Raw genomic sequence first — 18,861 nt, 5'->3', positions numbered from 1 at the left:
GTGGGAATGCGCAGTACTAAACCCCCACCACCCGCTCGAAAAGCCGGATGGGATTGCCCCGGAATGTCGAATCGCGAAACAGGCGGAAGCCGAAACGGGCGGCGATGACGAGCGAGGGGGTGTTGAGTGGATCAATCATGCAGACGGTCCGCTGCGAAATTCCGCTGCGATCAAACCACCCTGTTGCCGCCGCCACCGCCTCGGTCGCGACGCCCTTGCCGTTCAGATCAGCATCGATTTTCCACATCGCTTCTGGCACGCCATCGAAATCGGTGCCGTTTCCACGGCGCATATGGGCAAAGCCCACCTCGCCGACGATACGCCCGGAGCTTGCCTCCTCCACGACAAAGGGACCGAAGCCGAAGACCGACCAATGGCCGATGAAGCGCAAAAGACGGGCAAAGGCGATTTCGGGGTCCAGCGGCGTAATCGATGTGACCCCTTCGATGGGCCGGACATCCGCGCTCCAGAACGCACAATAAAGCGCTTCATCCTTGATGACGTGCGGCCGCAGGACGAGGCGCGCGGTTGTCAGACGTGTCATGAACCTCTTCCCCAAAAGCAAAAAAGGCCGGCGCGTCGGAAAACGCTACCCGGCCCTTTCGCAAAACTACCTCTGCAACTGAACGATCACGCGGCAACCGTCTTTGCGGTAAACACGATGCGATCCTCATGCACCTTGTATTCCACGGCCATATCGGCCTCCTCCGCCAGAAGCAGCGTGTAATAGGGCTGCACGGAATGGGCGTCGACCGCCTCTTCCAGCCTGCCTTCGTAGATCTCGGCGAATTTGGCCGGAATGCGCATCATCTTGCCCTTGACGGTGATTTCGAATTTGGCGTCACCCTCCGGATCTTCCAGCACCACATCCACATTACCACCGCGCGGGATCGCGCTGTAGGACACGAGAAAGAGGTTGAGCAAAAGTTTGACACGATTTTTCGCGACGATGGCGCGTGGGCCGTTCCAGGTCACTTCGGCCTTCTTTTCGGCGGCAGCGAAATCCTTGGCGGCTTTTTCAGCCTCGCCGGTATCGATCGAAGCGCCAGCGGAGCCGGACGCGCCGAAAGCAAGGCGGGCGAACTTCAGCCGCACGGAAGCGTTAAGAGCTGATGTGCGGATGAGATCCAGCGCATCGTCATCGGTGCCGCCCTCGTCCAGCAATTCGAGGCCGTTATTGATGGCGCCGACAGGAGAGATCACGTCATGGCACACACGACTGCACAGAAGAGCTGCCAGATCGGGACCGGACAGCGTGATATTGAGTTTGCTCGTCATAAAATTCTCTCCTGCGCAAGGGAGGCGCGGACGGTGTGGAAATTGTTAAGCCATAATGACACCATATTTGGTAAACCGATTGTTAATAGGATGGTTTCAAAATGCCAAATGCCTTAACAGGCCACCCTGGAGCGCCCTGCGTCCGTTCGGACGTATAAAGGATGCTCTGGAACTTTGAATCTTCGCATGGGCCCTGCCGAAAATCGATTCGGATTTTCGGGCTGATGCACCAACGAACAGACGGACGGACATGACGATGCGCCTTACGAAAACCCGCACCATTGCACGCCTCGGACTGGGAAAGATTTTTGCGCTCCTTGCCAGCCTTTTGATGTGGGTCGCACCGGCCTCGGCCCAGAACAGCGATCAATATTCTTTTCAGGAAGTCGTGGATGCAGGCCACGGATTCTTCGGTGAAACCACCGGCGGCCTCGCCAAGGTGGTGGAACGCGCCTTCCAGCAATACGGTCTTCCGAACGGTTATATTCTGGGGCAGGAAGGCTCCGGCGCTTTCGTCGCGGGCCTCACCTATGGCGAAGGCACGCTTTATACCAAGAATGCCGGCCAGCATCCCGTCTTCTGGCAAGGCCCGTCGCTCGGCCTCGATTACGGCGGCCAGGGCACCCGCGCCATGATGCTGGTCTACAACCTGCCTTCGGTCGATTCGCTTTATCGCCGTTACGGCGGCGTCAGCGGCTCCGCCTTCATCGTCGCCGGCGTCGGCATGACTTATCTGAAAAGCAGCGATGTCACGCTGGCACCCATTCGCACCGGCATCGGCGCGCGCCTCGGCATCAATGTCGGCTACCTGAAGCTTACCCAGGAACCGACCTGGAACCCCTTCTGACGCTGAGATGGGGAGGCACTCTTGCGGCTCCCCGCGCAATTGCCTTGGCGATACCCCTCCCAACGGTTGCAATAATAGCGTAACGTGCTCTCGCGCTCCTCTTTCCGAATGCGCGCGTATCTGAGTTTCGGAGACTGTCTCGCGTGATTGAATATGCCATTCTTTTCGGATTGGGTTTTCTCACCGCAACCCTGCTGGCCTTGCTGATCGCGCCCGCGATCCATCGCCGCATCGTTGCCTATACGGAAAACCGGCTGCGCGCGACAATGCCCATCAGCCCCCAGGAAGTTCGCGCCCAGAAGGATATGGCACGCGCGCTATATGCCGCCGAAAACGCCAAGGTTCGTCAGGAACTGGACACCGAACGGGAAAAGAACACCTCGCTCCGCCTCGCCAACGAGGCAGCATCCAGCGACGCCTATCGCCTCGGCGAGCAGAACCGCGGCCTTTTGCTGAAAATCGAGGAATTGACGCTGGAAATCGGCGAATTGCGAGGCGCCCTCGACGCCAGCGAGGAACGCGCGAGCGCAATACAGGCAAACCTTCTGGAGCAGGAACAGGCCGCAAATGCGCGTGCCGGCCAGATGTCTGAGATCACCGCTCGCCTCACCAATCTGACCCGCGAGCTGGATGATTCGAAAATCCTCGCCGCCACCCGCGATCTGGAGGCCGAGCAGGCAAAACAGACCGCCTCGCGTTTCCGCAAGGAGGGCGAAACGGCGACCCGCGAATTGCAGGATGTCGCTGCCCGCAACAAGGAGGCCATGACGGCGGTTGCGCGCGAAAGCCGCAAGGTCACCCGGCTGGAAGAACAGATCGCCAGTGTCATGGCAAAAAATGCCGATCTCGACACCATGCTGACCCTGCGCAATCAGGAGGTTGCCCGCCTGAAGGAACAGCTTGCCGCAACCGGCGGCCGCGCCGACGACATGATCATTCGTCTGCCCAACCCCGCCGTACTGAACGGGGAAACCGCAAGCCAGCCGCAGAAGGCGCCCGTCCTGCCCGAAATCGCGCCCGTGGTCGCGGCAGACATTCCACCGGTCTCAACCGCCCTCGAACCGGCAGTGCCGCCGCCGGAAGGTCTGGAGCAGGAGATCGAGGATATCCGCAATCAGGGAACGGCACTCACCGAACGCCTGCTGAATGTGCGCGGCACCGGCAACGACGAACCGATCCGTCGCGAAATCGCCCGCATCGCCGCCCAGATGATCGCGCTCACCGCAGCGCAGGAGGGCGAGAAATCGCCGATCCCGGGGCTGCTTGCGAAAGCCGCCGCCTCGACCGGCCGTGAGAGCCTTGCGAAGCGGGCGAGTGTGTTGATGGAGAAGCGGAAGGGTTGATACCTCTACGCCTTTGCGTATGCGGCTCACCCCCTTATGCCCGGCAGGGCAGAGGGGGGTAAGCCCCACGCGCAAAGGGTAAACCTAAACCCGCCCTATCGCCCCCGCCATCTGATAAAGCGCCAGCCCCGAAGCCGTCCCCGCATTCAAACTGTCCAATTGCGGCGACTGCGCAATCCGGGCGGTATGGAACCGAGACAGTACCGATTGCGGCAACCCCTCGCCTTCCGTGCCGATGACCAGCGCCATGCGCTCCGAACGTGGAATATCGCGAATCTCGGTCTCGCCATTCGGCGAAAGGCTCCAGATCGCAAAACCGGCCTGCGAAAGCCGCTCCAGCATCTGCACCGCACCACCGCCGCGATGATAGGGAACCGAGAGAACGGAACCGACGGACACCCGGAGCGCCTTGCGATAGAGCGGATCGCATGAAGTCTCGTCCAGAAACACCGCATCGGCATAAAAGGCCGCGGCGTTGCGGAACATCGCACCCAAATTGTCGTGGTTGGAAATGCCGCAGCCCACCAGCACCAGCGACGAGGCGGGAAGCGCGTCCGTCAACCCGTCCAGCGTAATGTCACGCACCCGGCGGCCGAGCGCCAGAATGCCGCGATGCAGGTGAAAACCGACAATGCCATCCAGCACCGGCGCTTCCGCCACATAGACCGGCACATCGGGCGGAAAATCGGCAAGGATATCCGCGACGCCGGAAAGCCGGTTCTTGAGGATGAGAATGCTTTCCGCCGCAAAGGCACCACCCGCCTTGTGGGCGGCGGCCAACATGCGCAACACAACCGTGCCTTCCGCGATGAAACGGCCCTGGCGACCGGTGAGATCACGCTCGCGAATATCGCGAAAGGCGGCAATGCGCGGATCGGCCGGGTCTTCGACCGGGATCAGAGCCCGACCGTCCGGAAGCGCATGCGCGCCCGCCGGATCAATATCCTCACTGGGCATCGACCGTCACATCGGCGAGAAACCGGCCGGCCGCGACGTTGAAGACCAGCGCCTTGCGAGTGCCGTTGGCAAGCTTGCCGTAAAACAGCATGTCACCGCCGGAATAGCTGACATTGTCGATTGTAAAGCCCTGCGGCAGGCTGGCGGTCACGGCAAGCGGTCCGTTGCCGGTGGGAACCGCCAGATTTTGCGGTACGCTCTGCGTTACAACGGTTTTCGATGGTCCTACCGCCTTGTAGACAACCGCGCCGAACACAGCCATAAGGCTGATGAACATCACGGAGCCCGACACGATCTGCAAACGGATCATCTTGCGGCGAACTTTATCCATGGCCGGATCAAGCGGCTTGTCTTCCTGTTCGTCTTGCTCGATGTGCGTCATCGGGTTCCCTAGAATGCTGATTGATCGGAAAAATAAGAATGAACGACCCCTTTAAACAAGGCGGAGACGCAAGGAAAGTCCTGATTGCCGGCGAAGACGCCGAAGGCCGCATCGATGTGTGGCTGGCGGGCGAAGTTGGCGGCGATCTGTCGCGCAGCCGCCTGAAAGCCCTGATCGAGCAGGGTGCCGTTTTATTGAACGGCACGCCGGTGACCGAGCCGAAAAAGAAGGTGCACCCGCACGACCGCGTCGAGATCGTCATGCCGGAGCCGGAAGACCCCGAACCCAAGGGCGAGGATATCCCGCTCGATGTGGAATATGAGGACGACGACCTGATCGTGCTCGTCAAACCCGCCGGTCTCGTCGTGCATCCCGGCGCCGGCAACTGGACCGGAACGCTGGTCAACGCCCTCATCTATCATTGCGGCGACAGCCTCTCCGGCATTGGCGGCGTGAAGCGCCCCGGCATCGTGCATCGGCTGGACAAGGAAACCTCCGGCGTCATGGTCGTGGCGAAAAACGACAATGCACACCGCCATCTCGCCGCGCAATTTGCCGATCACGGCCGCACCGGCCCGCTGGAACGCGCCTACAAGGCCGTCGTCTGGGGCCGACCGCGCACGCTGCGCGGCACCATTGACGCCGCACTAGGCCGCGGCGCCGACCGCACCAAACGCGCCGTCAAGCGCGAGGACACGGACGATGCCCGCGAGGCGATCACCCATTACGAGGTTATGGAACGTTTCCATGAAAAGGCGGATGCGTCCTGCCTCGCCTCGATGGTGGAGTGCCGCCTGGAAACCGGCCGCACCCATCAGATCCGCGTGCACATGGCCCATATCGGCCATCCGCTGATCGGCGACCCCGAATATGGCGCTGCCTTCCGCACCAAGGCGAACCTGCTTGAGGAACCGGCAAGAAGCACCGTCAACCGCTTTCCGCGACAGGCGCTGCATGCCTATCTCCTGGCCTTCGAACACCCCCGCACCGGCGAGGTGATGGAATTCGAAACAGACATGCCTGATGATATGGAAGAACTGCTCATCGCCCTGCGGAGCTGAAAATGCCGCACGGCGAGGTCAAAAAAACCACGCCGTGCATCTTGCCGGAAGCCACGGAAAATAAAAAGAGATTAGCGGATAGCGATATTCCCCACATGGTCTTTCTTGTAGACCGCCCCAATTCCGCTTCAATCGTCGCACCTCTTCGAACCCCGGAAAGCTTGAAATCGTCACCGCGAATGCCGTGGCCGGACCTCGGGCTTGCCGAAAGACAGACGTTGCAAGGAACGCCGTTTTATCCGCAGAGCTGAACGGAACCGGCATGACGACGGGATCTATCGCGCATGAACACCGATGAACGCCAGTTTATCTTTCAGGAATTACGAAGCGTCGAAGGCTATATCGACCCACCCGACGCGCTTGTCTTCAAGGCGCTGCTGCAGGCGCAGACAAGGGACGGCCTGAAGGGCGGCATGGCGGAGATCGGCGTCTATTATGGCCGCTCCTATTTTCTGCTGCGCAAATTCGCACAGCCGCAGGAAAAGGTTCTGGGCGTCGACCTGTTCGAACTCGACCCACCCTCGGACGGAAGCCTCGACCAATATGACCGCCTGATGGAAAACGGCAGGCGGTTGGGTTTTGCGATGGATGAGGACTTGATCATCAAGGGCGACAGCACCCGGCTCGCACCCACCGATATTACGTCGCGGACTGGTCCCGTCAGGTTCTTCAGCATCGACGGCGGGCACCACCTGCACCATGTGCTGGCGGACGCGAAACTGGCGCTGGAGGTGATCGCCCCGCACGGCGTCATCGTCTTCGACGATACCTTCAACCCCGCATGGCCGGAAGTGACCGTTGGCGTCGCCGATTTTCTGCGCACCCACGGCCACAGCCTCGCCTGCTTCGCCATGACGAAATACAAGACCTATGTCTGCCGCCGGGAATTTCACGCTGTCTACGCGGACGCGATTGCCTCTGGCCCCGACTTGCAGACACTCGATCATGTCGAAACGGAGTTTCTCGGCTCCCGGGTCGTTCGCCTGCACAACCCCACCCGCCGGCGGGTCATGTATGAGTTGATGGTGCGCTCCGGTCTCGGTGGTTTTTCGGAACGAATTTACCGTTCGAAAGTTAAACAGGTCAAAGAAGGTGTCGCCGGGACATAACGCATGTGTGAACGCTGTGTTCGCTTGAAACGCGGCGGGTGCATACATATTTGTTACATGGGTTCGTGCGGGGTCGGTAACGACCCGCCACTAGCGGTGTGCCTTGGGCGAGTAATCGCCAATCGATGAGGGTGCCGTTCCAGACCATAGATAAGGGGGTGCTTTATGGCCCGCAATAGTTTGCCTACAATTACGGCCGGCGAAGCCGGTCTCAATAGATATCTCGACGAAATCCGTAAATTCCCGATGCTGGAGCCGCAGGAAGAGTACATGCTTGGCAAGCGTTACGCCGAGCATGGCGACCGCGACGCCGCTCACAAGCTCGTCACCAGCCACCTGCGCCTTGTTGCCAAGATTGCCATGGGTTACCGCGGTTACGGCCTGCCGATTGGCGAAGTCGTGTCCGAAGGCAATGTCGGCCTGATGCAGGCGGTGAAGAAGTTTGATCCGGAACGCGGTTTCCGTCTCGCCACCTACGCCATGTGGTGGATCAAGGCTTCGATCCAGGAATATATCCTGCGTTCGTGGTCGCTGGTGAAGATGGGTACGACTGCCAACCAGAAACGCCTGTTCTTCAACCTGCGCCGGCTGAAAGGCCGTATCCAGGCGATCGACGATGGCGATCTGAAGCCGGAACACGTCAAGGAAATCGCCACCAAGCTGCAGGTTTCCGAGGAAGAAGTGATCTCGATGAACCGCCGCCTGCATGGCGACGCATCGCTGAATGCGCCTATCAAGGCATCCGAAGGCGAATCCGGCCAATGGCAGGACTGGCTGGTGGACGACCATGAAAGCCAGGAAGCCGTGCTGATCGAGCAGGACGAGCTGGAAACCCGCCGCCGCATGCTGGCCAAGGCCATGGGCGTGCTGAACGATCGTGAACGCCGCATCTTCGAGGCCCGCCGCCTTGCCGAAGACCCGGTAACGCTGGAAGAACTCTCATCCGAGTTCGATATCAGCCGCGAACGCGTGCGCCAGATCGAGGTTCGCGCCTTCGAGAAGGTTCAGGAAGCGGTGCAGAAGGAAGCCCTCGAAGCCGCCCGCGCGCTGCGCGTGGTGGATGCGTAAGGCTCGGTCTTTTTAAGAGAGTGGGGCTGAACTGATCGGCCACGTCATACTCGGGCCTGTCCCGAGGATGACTACGGAGTAATTGGCTCGACTGCCATCCCATCTCACTCCCCTTGGTGTCCGGCGTGACGAGAGAGTGAGATTCTTTGCCAGTAAATTTCTAAGCCCGCAGATCGCGAGATCTGCGGGCTTTTTATTTGCAAGACATAAGGAAGAAATGAGGGGACCGGCTTTAGCCGATCCCCCACCAATCACTGACCGGTCGCGGGCTTTGCAGCCGCCCATTCGCGTAGCGCCGTGTCGAAGGCGGCGATGCCGTCATTGCCCTTTTGCAAGGTCAGAAGCGCACGGCGGCCGTTGCGGTAGGAAACCGGGATGTCGATCCAGTTGCGGCTCTTCAATAGCTCCAGATTGGTCTTCATCGCATCCGGGAAGTCGTTAAGCGCGATCATGTGGAAATCGTCGGTGATCTTTGCCGGAACCGCGATCAGGGCATTACCACGATCCTGCTCCGTGCTCTTCATCGCGATACGCTGGACGCTGTCGATCGCGCCGCCTTCGAAACCGGGCGAAACCGAGAAGACGATCTCGATCAGATGGCTTGCCGGAAGCGAAGGATCGGTGTTGCGCTTGAAGGTGATGAGCGCGCTGAGGCCACGGCCAGGAACCGTGATCTGGCCCTGCACCGTTGCGGACGGACGACCCTCATTGTCGTTTTCCTGCTGCAAGGACCAGGAAACGCTGCCCTGAATGGCGGTCGGAACCGTCTGGCCCAGCACTTCCTCGTAGAGGAACATGCGGTCGCCCGTGGCGGCAGCGGCCGCAGCAGGCGGCTGTGCCGGCGGCGTACCAGCCGGAGTACCCGCAGCCGTATTGGCCGGAGCCTCGCCTGCAGGCGGCGGCGCAACATTCTGCTCATAGACCGACTGGCCCTCCGCCGTGACGGGCTGGCCATTGGCGCCCGGCGCCGGCCCCTCGTCGCGCTCGGTCCCGTCGGCCAGAAGCCGCTGGGTGAACTTCGTGCCGGTGACGGACCCGTCATCGGCATGCGGCTGCGCCTGATGGTTGGTGGGGCTTGTCGTCGGCTGCTGCCCGCTGGCGGGCGGCTGCTGGGCAGCTGGCGGTGTGGATGTCGGCGTTTGCGCCGTATTGGCTGGAGGCGTCTGGGTGCCGCCATCCTTCTGTGCCGATTGCACCAGGCCGCCGACCATGTCGTTCAGCGCATCACGGTTCAACCAGAGCGCATAACCACCACCGGCAAGAAGCCCGGCGCCCACAAGCGCAAGTACCAGCGAGGCATAATTCCGGCGCGGCTTCTTCTTGACCATGTAAGCGGGCGTCGCGGCACCAGCACCGAGAGCGGGCATTTCGTTCGTCGTTGCCCGGCTGGAAGATGATGCGCCGTCATAACCGATCAGCTCGTCCAGATCGTCCCAGGGCGTGCGCTCCTTGTTGTCCTTGGACGCACGGTCATCGAAGGGATCGTTATCGGCGCGCGGCAACGCAGGCGTGGCCTTCGGCGGGATCGCGAGATCCGTGTCCTCGAAATAGGACGAGAAGTCCTCGACGACGGCAGCCTTTTTCGGGGCCGTGTCTTCGGTCTGCCGGGGTTCGGAAAAATCGTCGTGCCCGCCAAAAATCGGATCGTGATCGGCAGCAGCGCGGTAACCGGTATGCTCGTTCCCGTCGCGCCGCTCAGGCTCGAAGCTGACATCCGGGGCCTGATAGTGCTGCGCGGAATAACCGGCGACGGCGGAATGGTCGTCCCTCTCGTGGCGCACTTCGGCCTCGGCAGCCGGGCGAACATCCTCGTCCTGCGCTTCTTCGAGCTTGCGCCAGTCATCCTCGTCAACCGGCTGCGCCCAATGGGGCGGCACGGAATCATCGGCATGGGGGGCCGCCACTTCAGGCGCGACATCATCAACGCGCTCGTCCTCCGGCTGATAGGCCGGCTCTTCATGCGCGCGGGTGAAATAGGTACCGGCTTCCTCGTGAGGACCGGCTTCATGAACCGGCGCGACACGGGCCGGTTCGGGTGCGTCGTAAAGCTCCTCCGGCTCACGCGCGCCGTAATGCTGCTCCTCATGCGGGATTAAAGCGGCGACGGGTTCCTCGGGGAGAGGCTCCTCTTCGCGGGCCGGTTCTTCATAAACCGGCTCTGGCTGGACAGGATAAACCGGCTCCGAATGTGCGGGCACAAGCGGAGCAGGCTCTTCCTCCACCGGCTCGTACCGCTCGGCGGCATGAACGGCAGGCTCTTCGGCAACGTCCTGCGGATGATAGACAGCATCCGCCTCTTCCGCCACGGGGGAGAAAGCATCATCCTCCTCCAGTGCCGGCAAGGCCTCGGCATATTCACTGTCCACCTCGGCTATGGCGGCGTCCAGCTTGGCGATCTGCCGGCGCAACAATTCTTCCGGCGGACGTGGCTTCATATTCTCGAGCTGGCGCACAACCGCACTGCGCGCCTTGTCGTAAACCTTCGCCCGGTTTTCGGGAGTATTGTTCGCCAAGCCATCCACGGCCTTGCGAATGACTGCTACAAAATCCGCCATAAGCACTTTCTCGTCGTGACCGGCGACGTACCGGCCCGATATGGTTTATGAATCTAGATCGCCGAGGACATTAGTCCTCAAACGGATCAGTCACAAGTATGGTGTCGTCACGCTCCGGACTTGTCGACAGAAGCGCGACAGGCGCCCCGATCAGTTCTTCCACCTGACGGACATATTTAATTGCCTGAGCAGGCAAATCCGCCCATTTTCGGGCGCCGACGGTAGATTCTTTCCAGCCTTCCAGCGTGACATAGATCGGCTCGACACGAGCCTGCGCACCCTGGCTTGCGGGAAGATGATCGATTTCCTGCCCGTCGAGCTTGTAACCGACGCAGATTTTCAGCTCGTCCAGACCGTCGAGAACGTCAAGCTTGGTGAGCGCGATGCCGGTGATACCGTTGGTGGCGACTGACTGGCGCACCAGCGCTGCGTCAAACCAGCCACAACGACGCTTGCGGCCGGTGACAGTGCCGAACTCATGGCCCTTTTCGCCCAGGAACTGGCCGATTTCGTCATGCAGCTCGGTCGGGAAAGGACCTTCGCCAACGCGGGTCGTATAGGCTTTGGTGATGCCGAGAATATAACCCAGCGAACCCGGACCCATGCCCGAACCGGCAGCGGCCTGACCGGCAACCGTGTTGGAAGAGGTGACATAGGGGTATGTGCCGTGGTCGATATCGAGCAGCGAGCCCTGCGCGCCTTCGAACAGGATGCGCGCACCGGCGCGGCGCTTCTTGTCGAGCAGCAGCCATACGGTTTCGCTGAACGGCAGGATGCGTTCTGCAACCGAGCTCAACTCTTCCATGATGGTTTCATGCGAAACTTCAGCAGCGCCGAAGCCGCGACGCAGCGCATTGTGATGCGTCAGGATGCGATCGACCTTGGCGGACAGCGCCTCCATGTCGGCCAGATCCATGACGCGGATGGCGCGGCGGCCGACCTTGTCTTCGTAGGCCGGGCCGATGCCGCGGCGCGTTGTGCCGATCTTGGTGCCGCTGTTGGAGGCGGCGTCTTCGCGCATGCCATCAAGTTCGCGGTGCAGGGAAAGAATGAGCGTGGCATTGTCTGCAATGCGCAGGTTTTCCGGCGTAACCTTTACGCCCTGCACTTCCAGACGGCCGATTTCAGCGATCAGCGCATGCGGATCGACCACGACGCCGTTGCCGATGACGGCGAGCTTGCCCGGACGCACGACGCCGGAAGGAAGAAGCGAAAGCTTGTAGCTGATGCCATCGATGACAAGAGTATGGCCGGCATTGTGGCCGCCCTGATACCGCACGACGACATCTGCCCGCTCGGACAGCCAGTCGACAATCTTGCCTTTGCCTTCGTCGCCCCACTGCGAGCCGACCACCACAACATTCGTCATTTCTTGCTTTCCTGCTCATGGCGCTTGCGCGCCCGATAACCCGATGGGAAACCCAAACCCGCGAATGTATACTGCGTTGTTTTACGGAAAGCGACCCTGTTTCTTATGGTGAATTTTGCTTTTTCCGTGACAAAACGTCGAATTCCGCATTATCTCGCCCCGTGGGGGGACAAGCGCGGACACAAGGCCGCTATTCACCCCTTAGCCTTTTCCCGCCCCTTGAAGAAGCGAAACATCAGCGTGCCTTCGAAAGCCTATCTCGCCCTCATCATCGCCACGCTCTGCTGGGGTGGCAATACCGTTGCCGGAAAGCTCGCCGTCGGCCACATCAGCCCCATGGCGTTTACCTTCCTGCGCTGGGTTTTGGCCGTCGCCATCATCTTCGCTATTTCCGTGCCGCAGCTCATCAAGGACTGGCCGGTGGTGAAAAAACGCCTGCCTTACTTCTTCGTGCTCGGCAGTGTCGGTTACACCGCCTTCAACGTCTTTCTTTATACCGCGCTTCAGCACACCTCCGCCATCAATGCCGCCGTCATCCAGGCGGGCATTCCCATGGTCATATTCGTGCTGAACTTCATCCTGTTCCGCACTCGCGTGCTGTTCGGCCAGATCGCCGGTTTCTGTCTCACCATTGCCGGCGTGGCGCTTCTCGCCTCGCATGGCGATCCGGTCTCGCTGCTGCAACTGGAGATGAATGCCGGCGACGCCATCATGCTGCTGGCGGTGCTGGTCTATGCCATCTACACCGTCATCCTGCGCTGGAAACCAATCGTGGACTGGCGCACGCTGATGGCGATCCCAGCCTTTTTCGCCCTCCTAACCTCAGTCCCGCTGGTCTTTTGGGAAATCTCACGCGACAACGTCGTCTGGCCCGATCAGAAGGGTTGGGTGCTGGTGGTCTATGCCGCCATCTTCGCGTCGCTCATCGCCCAGATCCTGTACATCAAGGGCGTGGAGCAGATCGGCGCCAACCGCGCCGGCCTTTTCATCAACCTCGTCCCCGTCTTCGGCACGCTTCTCTCCGTCATCGTCCTCAGCGAAACCCTGCATCCCTACCAGATCGCGGCGCTGGTGATGGCGCTGGCCGGCATTGCCGTGGCGGAACGAAAAAAATCGCCGGCTTCCTGATCCCGTAAGGGTCTGGAAAACCGGCGCAGTCTGGCAGGCATGAAAAGTTCGGGTTAGAGCGCGGTTTCGCGCTCAACCGGAGAGAAAGCGGCGTTGCCGAGCACGATATCGCCCTTGTCGGTGCTCACAATGAGCACCTTTTCGAGCGATCCGTCATCATCAAGCAAAAAGGCAAGGCGCAGTGCTGCGGAAGACCAGCCGGCACCGGCCAGTGCCGTGCGCTTGATCGCGGCACAATCGCCACAATCATTGGCGCTTACCGAAGGCGTTGCCGGAACATCGGCTGAAAAGCCGGAGAAATAATCATCGAGTGCGCCCATGGTGGCGTTCACATCGCGGTTGACGCGCAGCAGTTCATCGCGGCGTTCGCCGGTCAGCGGCGCGGCAATCGTCGAAACGCACTGGCCGGCGGACAGAACGCAGCCATCAAAACCGCCGGGCGCCGAAATACCGATCTGTGTTACGGCGCTCTTTTCGGCTGCGGCAAAGCTGCGGGCAAAACCGGCGGCACCAGCCGCATCGGCATGAGTGGACATGGAAGCAATGGCAATTCCGCAGATGGCGGCAGCAATAATCTTCTTCAGCATTTTCATACCCCGTTTGACGATCCGCCGGCTTGTGCCGGTCTCGATTTCTGTTTTCCGCAGCGGCCCCGTCCTTGCAGGTTGTCCGCTCCTTGTCTGTGATCCCACAATGGCACAGCACTGTTTTCAGCCGCTTTAAGCCGATTGCTACAATTTTATCGGTTTTCATTTTTGTACAGGGGGCAGGCTCTCCGGAAACATAGCCCGCGCCCGTCGCCCCGAAACCGAGGCAACGCTTAGAAGCGATAAAGGGGCCGCATCGCTGCGGGAGTATCAAATGGTGTAGTAGGGTTTTGCAGACGATGCGGCCCCGGCTTCAACATGTGACCCGCCCGCCAAACCGGTTCCTGTTTGGAGGATGAGCACATGCCGGCCGCCTCAACCGTGACATCGGGAAACTCCCCGGTTTTGGCCGCCTGCCCCGCCCACCTTGCGCCGCGCGCACGCTGGATGACCGGGATGGGATAAGCATAAGCGGCTTTGTGAGACCGGGGATGTGCGGGGATGCCGGCAATGCCATTTCCGGAAAAAAACGCCACTTACCCCATGGTTTTGCCGCATCCCGGACACAGGAATTTTCAGCGGGTTAACAAGCGCTTGATCGGCGGCATTTGAATTAACCTTGTCTTAAAACCCGACGTTAATGGTTAGCAATTTAAGAATAGCGGAACGAAAGGGTTCCGCGATGCGTGGCGTATTTGCCGTTGTTTTACTGATGACTGTTCTGGCCGGTTGCGCAACCGCACCGTCGCAGGTCACCAATGCCTGTGCGATTTTCGAGCAGCGGAACGGCCTCTTCAACAACTGGCGACGTGACGCGAGGGCAGCCGAACGGGAGTTCGGCGTGCCGGTGCCGGTGATGATGGCAACGATCTACACCGAATCCGCCTTCCGCCCCTATGCCCGCCCGCCGCGCACCAAACTCTTCGGCTTCATTCCCTGGACGCGCCAGTCCACCGCTTACGGTTATGCCCAGGCGCTGGACGGTACATGGGAAGTCTACAAGCGCGAAACCGGCCGCTGGTCGGCAAGCCGCACGGATTTCACCGACGCGATCCATTTCGTCGGCTGGTATCACGCCAAGAGCCGCCGCGAAAACGGCATTGCGCTGAACGATCCCTATAACCTCTACCTCGCCTATTATTCCGGCCATGCCGGTTACGCCAAGGGAAGCTGGCGCAACAATTCCGCCGTCCAGAAAGCCGCCCGCCGCTCCGCCAACATGGCGCTGCGTTACGAGGCGCAGTTGCAGCAATGCGGATATCGCTGAGGCGGGTGTAGCAGGATCGTTCTGCATGGATGCGATGCGGAAAGGCGGATCACCTACCTTCACCGTCACCCCGGACTAGATCCGGCATGACGGTGAGGAAGGAGGCCGGGCAGAAAGCTACCCTCCATAAGGCGCCAGAAACTCCCGCACCGCCTCGATCTCGTTCGAACGGATTTCATGCCCGCCCGGATGCCACACCGTTTTCACCGTGCCGCCCTGCGCTTCCAGGCTCTTTTCCAGCGCCTTCGTCAGCGGCACCGGGCAGATGGGATCGCGTTCTCCGGCCGTGATCAGCACCCGGCGCGAGGATTTGGCCGCAGCCGCCTGCGGCTCGAACGGGATGAGCGGATGCATCAGCACGGCGGCATCAAAAAGCTCCGCCTGTTCGATCAGCACATTTGCGAGAATATTCGCGCCGTTGGAAAAACCGAGACCGATAACCGGACCAGCCTGATAGTGCTCCCGGTTGGCTTTGACGAAATCCGCCAGCTTGGCTGTTGCCCGCTCTAGATCGGCCATGTCGTAAACGCCCTCACCCGTGCGCCGGAAAAACCGCGCAGCGCCATGTTCGGCGACATCGCCGAGCGGCGAGACAATCGTGGCATTCGGCAACAGGCCCGAGCCGAAATCGAAGAACTGGTTTTCATCACCGCCGGTGCCGTGCAGCACGACGAAAAGCGGTGCACCCGCAACGCCGGCACGGGATTTGTGGAAATATGTGTCTTTGGTCATTGGATAATCCTTTCTGAAAGGAGAAATGCAGCGATACCGAACTCACTCTGCCGCAAGGCATTGGGCATCACATGTCGAGCGAGAGGTTTCAGCGTGTCGTCTTCTCCCCGGACGGGGAGAAGAAAAGAGTGGCAAACGTTTCGCCAAAGGATGGCCAGGTCCGATAGGGTTAAACCGCCTTCTCGTCACCCAGCGGCTCCAGCTGCTTTTCCAGCTGGGCGCGCAGATGCGCGTGCTGGGTCGGCAGCTTCAGCGCCTCGCCGAGATGCGCCGTGTCCTCGTCGCGGTCGAAACCGGGCTCGTTGGTGGCCACTTCGAACAGCACGCCGCCGGGCGTGCGGAAATAGATCGCCCAGAAATAATCGCGGTCGATCACCGGGGTCACCTGATAGCCGGTATCCATCAGCGCCTTGCGGACTTCGAGCTGCTTTTCGCGGTTTTCGACCGCAAAGGCGATGTGGTGCACCGAACCCGCGCCGAGGCGCGCGCCGGAGATGTTCGGCATGGTTTCGATGTCGATGACATCAGCACCGTTGCCGCCGGGCATGCCGAGACGCAGCACGCCATCCTGGCGGTCCACTTCCTCATAACCCATGAACTTCAAAAGCTCGGCGGTTGCCCCTTCGTCACGAAGGCGCAAGGAGGCGCCCTGAAAACCGTGGATCGCCTGATCCGTACTGACCCCATTGCCGGTCCACTGCGAACGGGCATCATCCTTGATCTCGACCAGCGCGAAACCATCACCATCGGGACCTGCAAAATGCAGGCGCTTGTTGCCGAATGCCTCGTCAGCCTTCAGACCGTCCACGCCCGCCTTGGAAAGACGATCCCTCCAGTAGCCGAGCGAGCCTTCCGGGACGGAAAACAGCGTTGTGCCCACTTCGCCGGTGCCGGGACGACCACGGGCAATGTGCGGGAACGGAAAATAGGTCATGACGGAGCCGGGCGTGCCGACCTCATCGCCATAATAGAGATGGTAGACATCCGGTGCATCGAAATTGACCGTCTTCTTCACCCGGCGCAGGCCGAGCGTATCGGTGAAAAAGCCGTTGTTCTGGCGCGCACTACCGGCCATGGAGGTGACGTGGTGCAGGCCCTTGATCTGGTTCAACATGATAAACCCCTTTTCGCCCTGGCGGCCCGTTAATCGGGCCAGCCGTGTTCATGGCGTGAAGATGGGGTAAGAAGTGCTGCGGGCATAGACCGGCAACAGGAACGGATTGTTCCCGATTGGTGAACGATAAAACCGACTGTTCAACCCAGTCGATAGAGGCATGCCTCAATGATCGTCGGCGAGGCCCATGCTCCAGTAACCGACTGCGCGCAGCGATGCCTTGGGGAAGGCGATCTCATCAGTGAGGAAGGATTTCGCCGCCCTCGCCTCGGACTTCTCGCAGGCAACGAAAACATGCAGGCCGTCATGCTCGCCCGTCCAGGCATGGCCGCGCAACGCCTGTTCGATAAGGCCCGATGTGCCGGCGGGCTTGCCGCGCCGATAAAGCCATGTCCATTCGACATTGGCGGCGCAGACGATCTCCTGCCGTTCCGCCTCGTTGTCGATCTCGGCATAGACACTGAGCGTCTTGCCAACAGGCATTTCCGCCGCCATGCGCAGCATCACCGGCAGCGCGGTCTCGTCGCCGGCAAAGACGTAACGCTCCGCTTCCGGGCAAGTGCCGCTCGGACCGATGATGCCGAGAACGTCGCCCGGCTTTGCCGTCGCGCCAAAATTTGCGCCCGGCATGTCATCGCCCTCATGCATGACGAAATCGATATCCACCTCACCGCGGCCGCCATCGCCGGAGCGGATGGTATAGACGCGCCGCGTCAGAAGATCGTCGCCCGCCGGCCAGACGATCGCGCCGGTGGGCGCGAGGTAAGGCCAGACCGCAGCGCGCGCCTGATCGGGAACCAGCAGCAGGCGAACATGCATGCCGCCGGTGACAAGCCTTTCAATACCGCTTTCGACGGACACCACGAGACGGCGCATATGCGGCGTCAGATTATAGGCGCGGGCAACCTTGCCGACGAAGAGATTGGGTAGCTCGCGCTGATAGGCGCCGTGTCCGCTCCAACGGAAATCGAGTCCCGTCTTGCCGGAAAACTCAACGATATGCTCAGCCACCATGGCCTTGACCGACGTCAATATATGTTCCGAAACGCAGCTTACCCGGGCGGCGAACCGGCCACCTTCGGCGCTGAAGCTGCCATGGCCATATTCCGCCTTGAAACGCACCGTCGTCCCTTCCCGCTCCATCTCCATATGCTCCGAAAAATGATCCTCGAAAGCATCGACGATCGATGCGGGATCGGGCAGCGAGACAGAGGTTTCTGCAGACAGGAGAGACACGGGCACAAATCCTTCACTTTGTAGTCGAGTATTCTTAAACCGGACCCGACTGCGCTGTAAAGATGTTTGCTGCACTCCCCGTCATGCCCGTCTTGAGCCGGCATGACGGAGGAGGCTGGAAGGTTGCTTAAGCAGTTTCCGGCAATTGCCAGTCGATAGGCTCACGGCCATGGGATACCAGGAAGGCGTTTGCCTTGGAAAAATGGCCATTGCCGAAAAAGCCGTTATGGGCCGAAAGCGGCGAAGGGTGCGTCGAGCGCAGCACGAGGTGTTTTTTCTGGTCCACGAAAGCCGCCTTCTTCTGGGCATAGGAACCCCAGAGCAGGAACACCACATGCTCGCATTCGTCATTGACGGCGCGGATGACGGCATCGGTGAACTTTTCCCAGCCCTGCCCCTGATGCGAGGCAGCGCGCGATTCTTCCACCGTCAGCACGCTGTTGAGCAAAAGCACGCCCTGTTTCGCCCAGCTTTCCAGAAAACCGTGACTGACGGGGCGGATGCCCAGATCGCTCTGCAATTCCTTGTAGATATTGACGAGCGAGGGCGGAATGCGCACGCCGGGCTGCACCGAAAAGCAAAGCCCATGTGCCTGGCCAACCCCATGATAGGGGTCCTGCCCCAGAATGACGACCTTGACCCTGTCGAGCGGGGTCAGATCCAGCGCCCGGAAATATTCGGCACCCTTGGGAAAGATGTGCTTGCCAGCAGTTTTTTCGGCAAGCAGGAAATCTTTGAGCTTCTGCATGTAGGGGCTGGCGAATTCGGTGGAAAGAACACGTTTCCAGCTGTCTTCGAGTTTGACGCCTGCCTCTGCCATGATGTGCC

19 protein-coding genes are annotated in these 18,861 nt (G+C 60.5%); 8 read left to right on the top strand and 11 right to left on the bottom strand.

What is annotated here, in order from left to right; all coding sequences use genetic code 11:
- Positions 1-16: 16 nt before the first annotated feature.
- Positions 17-544, bottom strand: a complete 528-nt coding sequence (locus F617_RS0108990; RefSeq protein WP_019565099.1) for a GNAT family N-acetyltransferase — start codon at positions 542-544, stop codon at positions 17-19.
- Between the two features lie 86 nt (positions 545-630).
- A complete protein-coding gene (gene chpT, locus F617_RS0108985) occupies positions 631-1,278 on the bottom strand; it encodes a histidine phosphotransferase ChpT (protein ID WP_003513974.1) in 648 nt (215 codons plus the stop codon).
- A 250-nt stretch (positions 1,279-1,528) separates the two neighbouring features.
- Between chpT and F617_RS0108980 the strand changes: the two genes are divergently transcribed.
- A complete protein-coding gene (locus F617_RS0108980; protein WP_019565098.1) occupies positions 1,529-2,125 on the top strand; it encodes an EipA family protein in 597 nt (198 codons plus the stop codon).
- A 143-nt stretch (positions 2,126-2,268) separates the two neighbouring features.
- Positions 2,269-3,468 carry a hypothetical protein gene (locus F617_RS0108975; protein WP_019565097.1) on the top strand — a complete coding sequence of 400 codons (1,200 nt, stop codon included), beginning with the start codon at positions 2,269-2,271 and terminating at the stop codon, positions 3,466-3,468.
- An 84-nt stretch (positions 3,469-3,552) separates the two neighbouring features.
- On the opposite strand, the gene F617_RS0108970 is transcribed toward F617_RS0108975, so the two are convergent.
- Both F617_RS0108970 and F617_RS0108965 read right to left on the bottom strand, forming a co-directional pair.
- Positions 3,553-4,425 (bottom strand): RNA methyltransferase, encoded by an 873-nt coding sequence (locus F617_RS0108970; protein WP_019565096.1) that lies wholly within the window; start codon positions 4,423-4,425, stop codon positions 3,553-3,555.
- Positions 4,415-4,807: a hypothetical protein gene (locus F617_RS0108965; RefSeq protein ID WP_003513978.1), complete on the bottom strand. Its 393-nt coding sequence runs from the start codon at positions 4,805-4,807 to the stop codon at positions 4,415-4,417. The genes F617_RS0108970 and F617_RS0108965 overlap by 11 nt, the downstream gene beginning before the upstream one ends.
- 38 nt (positions 4,808-4,845) lie before the next feature.
- On the opposite strand from F617_RS0108965, the gene F617_RS0108960 reads away from it, so the two are divergent.
- From F617_RS0108960 to rpoH, 4 genes are all read left to right on the top strand, one after another.
- Positions 4,846-5,868, top strand: a complete 1,023-nt coding sequence (locus tag F617_RS0108960; protein WP_003513979.1) for an RluA family pseudouridine synthase — start codon at positions 4,846-4,848, stop codon at positions 5,866-5,868.
- A 2-nt stretch (positions 5,869-5,870) separates the two neighbouring features.
- Positions 5,871-6,119 (top strand): hypothetical protein, encoded by a 249-nt coding sequence (locus tag F617_RS0108955; protein ID WP_019565095.1) that lies wholly within the window; start codon positions 5,871-5,873, stop codon positions 6,117-6,119.
- A 33-nt stretch (positions 6,120-6,152) separates the two neighbouring features.
- A complete protein-coding gene (locus F617_RS0108950; RefSeq protein ID WP_013636738.1) occupies positions 6,153-6,977 on the top strand; it encodes a class I SAM-dependent methyltransferase in 825 nt (274 codons plus the stop codon).
- Positions 6,978-7,142: 165 nt separating this feature from the next.
- Positions 7,143-8,045, top strand: coding sequence for an RNA polymerase sigma factor RpoH (gene rpoH / locus F617_RS0108945; RefSeq protein ID WP_003491840.1), 903 nt, complete (start codon positions 7,143-7,145; stop codon positions 8,043-8,045).
- A gap of 251 nt (positions 8,046-8,296) precedes the next feature.
- On the opposite strand, the gene F617_RS0108940 is transcribed toward rpoH, so the two are convergent.
- The gene (locus F617_RS0108940; protein WP_019565094.1) at positions 8,297-10,600 is read right to left on the bottom strand and encodes a hypothetical protein; all 2,304 of its coding nucleotides are present in this window, start codon (positions 10,598-10,600) and stop codon (positions 8,297-8,299) included.
- 70 nt (positions 10,601-10,670) lie between these two features.
- A complete protein-coding gene (locus F617_RS0108935; RefSeq protein ID WP_003513983.1) occupies positions 10,671-11,969 on the bottom strand; it encodes an adenylosuccinate synthase in 1,299 nt (432 codons plus the stop codon).
- 240 nt (positions 11,970-12,209) lie between these two features.
- Here F617_RS0108935 and F617_RS0108930 point away from each other — a divergent pair, with 240 nt between their 5' ends.
- The gene (locus tag F617_RS0108930; protein WP_026330752.1) at positions 12,210-13,097 is read left to right on the top strand and encodes a DMT family transporter; all 888 of its coding nucleotides are present in this window, start codon (positions 12,210-12,212) and stop codon (positions 13,095-13,097) included.
- A gap of 53 nt (positions 13,098-13,150) precedes the next feature.
- Here the strand turns inward: F617_RS0108930 and F617_RS0108925 are convergent, their stop codons facing one another.
- Positions 13,151-13,684, bottom strand: coding sequence for a transglutaminase-like cysteine peptidase (locus F617_RS0108925; protein WP_026330751.1), 534 nt, complete (start codon positions 13,682-13,684; stop codon positions 13,151-13,153).
- A gap of 682 nt (positions 13,685-14,366) precedes the next feature.
- Between F617_RS0108925 and F617_RS0108920 the strand changes: the two genes are divergently transcribed.
- Positions 14,367-14,951, top strand: coding sequence for a transglycosylase SLT domain-containing protein (locus F617_RS0108920; protein ID WP_013636743.1), 585 nt, complete (start codon positions 14,367-14,369; stop codon positions 14,949-14,951).
- A gap of 117 nt (positions 14,952-15,068) precedes the next feature.
- On the opposite strand, the gene F617_RS0108915 is transcribed toward F617_RS0108920, so the two are convergent.
- The 4 genes from F617_RS0108915 to ung form a co-directional block, all read right to left on the bottom strand.
- A complete protein-coding gene (locus F617_RS0108915) occupies positions 15,069-15,683 on the bottom strand; it encodes an alpha/beta hydrolase (RefSeq protein ID WP_019565091.1) in 615 nt (204 codons plus the stop codon).
- 169 nt (positions 15,684-15,852) lie between these two features.
- The gene (locus tag F617_RS0108910) at positions 15,853-16,797 is read right to left on the bottom strand and encodes a VOC family protein (protein ID WP_019565090.1); all 945 of its coding nucleotides are present in this window, start codon (positions 16,795-16,797) and stop codon (positions 15,853-15,855) included.
- A gap of 165 nt (positions 16,798-16,962) precedes the next feature.
- Positions 16,963-18,039 (bottom strand): siderophore-interacting protein, encoded by a 1,077-nt coding sequence (locus F617_RS0108905; protein ID WP_026330750.1) that lies wholly within the window; start codon positions 18,037-18,039, stop codon positions 16,963-16,965.
- Positions 18,040-18,160: 121 nt separating this feature from the next.
- Positions 18,161-18,853 carry a uracil-DNA glycosylase gene (gene ung, locus F617_RS0108900; RefSeq protein ID WP_019565088.1) on the bottom strand — a complete coding sequence of 231 codons (693 nt, stop codon included), beginning with the start codon at positions 18,851-18,853 and terminating at the stop codon, positions 18,161-18,163.
- Between the last annotated feature and the right edge of the window lie 8 nt (positions 18,854-18,861).

Origin of the sequence: Agrobacterium sp. 10MFCol1.1, assembly GCF_000381165.1 — a bacterium.
Taxonomy (GTDB): Bacteria; Pseudomonadota; Alphaproteobacteria; order Rhizobiales; family Rhizobiaceae; genus Agrobacterium; species Agrobacterium tumefaciens.
The sequence above is the reverse complement of the archived record's forward strand: the minus strand, read 5'-3'. Positions and strand labels throughout refer to the sequence as shown.